This is a genomic window from Halomonas sp., assembly GCF_041689495.1.
In the GTDB taxonomy this organism is placed as follows: domain Bacteria; phylum Pseudomonadota; class Gammaproteobacteria; order Pseudomonadales; family Halomonadaceae; genus Halomonas.
Genome location: NZ_JBDNGD010000127.1, coordinates 1 through 1,325, shown reverse-complemented (window position 1 = coordinate 1,325; position 1,325 = coordinate 1). Strand labels below are relative to the sequence as shown.

1 protein-coding gene is annotated in these 1,325 nt (G+C 63.1%); it reads right to left on the bottom strand.

What is annotated here, in order from left to right; translation table 11 throughout:
• Nucleotides 1–2: 2 nt before the first annotated feature.
• The coding region (locus ACESMD_RS04130; protein WP_372610596.1) for a RimK family protein at nt 3–1,325 on the bottom strand (1,323 nt) is incomplete at its 5' end.

The following is a 1,325-nucleotide window of genomic DNA, read 5'->3' as shown; positions in this document are numbered from 1 at the left end:
CGTCAGGGTGTTTCGCGCACGCGTGCCTCCATCCGGGTCAGGAAGACCGCCATGATGCGATCGAAGAGTCGCCGCCCGAGAACGGTATCCTCGACGCCTGCATCGATATTGGGATTGTCGTTGACCTCGATCACCACGACCCGCTCCCCGCTCTGCTTGAGGTCGACGCCATAGAGGCCATCGCCGATCAGACGGGTGGCCTTGAGTGCGGCCTTGATCACGGGGGCGGGCACCTCGGCGGGGTCATGGGTACTGAATCCGCCACTCTTGGTCCTGGCGCCCGAATGGTCATAGATCTGCCAGTGGCCGCGGGCCATGTAGTAGCGGCTGGCGAACAGCACCTGCCCATCGAGGATACCGATTCGCCAGTCGTATTCCGTGGGCATCCATTCCTGGAGCAACAGCAGGGCGGAATCCTCGAACAACTGCCGGGAGGCCTGCTTGAGCTGGGTCAACGATTCGATCTTGACCACGCCGCGGGAAAAGGAGCCATCGGGGATCTTGAGGACCAGGGGGAAGTCCAGGCCGGTGGTTTCGCGGATGAAGAGGCCATCGAATTCGGCGAGGCGCCCGGCATCGCGCTTGGTGATCAGCGATACATCGATGCCCAGTCGCCTTCCGGCCCTGATGAAGGCCTTGAGGGCACTGCGATTGCTGGGAGGCAGGGCTTCGCCCGGGTCGACCAGGATGGCCAGATCGAAGCGGTAGCGGCGGCGGGCCTTGGGTGCGCGCCAGACCTTTCGCGAGTGGTGGTTGAGTGCCGTGGCGAACAACTCCTGCTCTTCCGCGGCGAGTTCGCGCAGCCGAAGCGGTCTGAGTCTTGCCAGTCGCCAGAGATCATGGCGGCGTACCAGCCGAGCCTCGAGGAGCGGGGAGGGCAGACGCTCGAACAATTTCCGGGCGAGGCGGGCAAGGGCCGGTTCGCGGCATTCACCGAAGAGGACCCTCAGGGTCAGGTTGTTTCCGGTCAAGGAGCCCTGTCGCGAAAGTTCGCCGAGTAGTGGACCCAGAGTATCGAGTTGCAGGTCGATCAATGCCTTGCGTGACAATTCATTGAGGGTTTCCACCGTAGGCAGCACCCTCTGGCCACGGGCTTGCGCGAGCAGGGAGACGTAGTAGCCGGTGCCGAGGTAGTCGAGCTCGCCGCACAGGTTGATTACATGGGTGGCAGGGTCCTGGTCGCTATTGCCGCGCTGAAGCGCGTCTCGTGACAGGAAGTCGTCGGCACCGATGAGATCTTCGGAGGGGTAGTAGGGTTGCCAGTCATCCAGACGGTCGACGACTATGCGCAAGGGGCACATGGAAAATCCTGCAGAGCGGTGGGG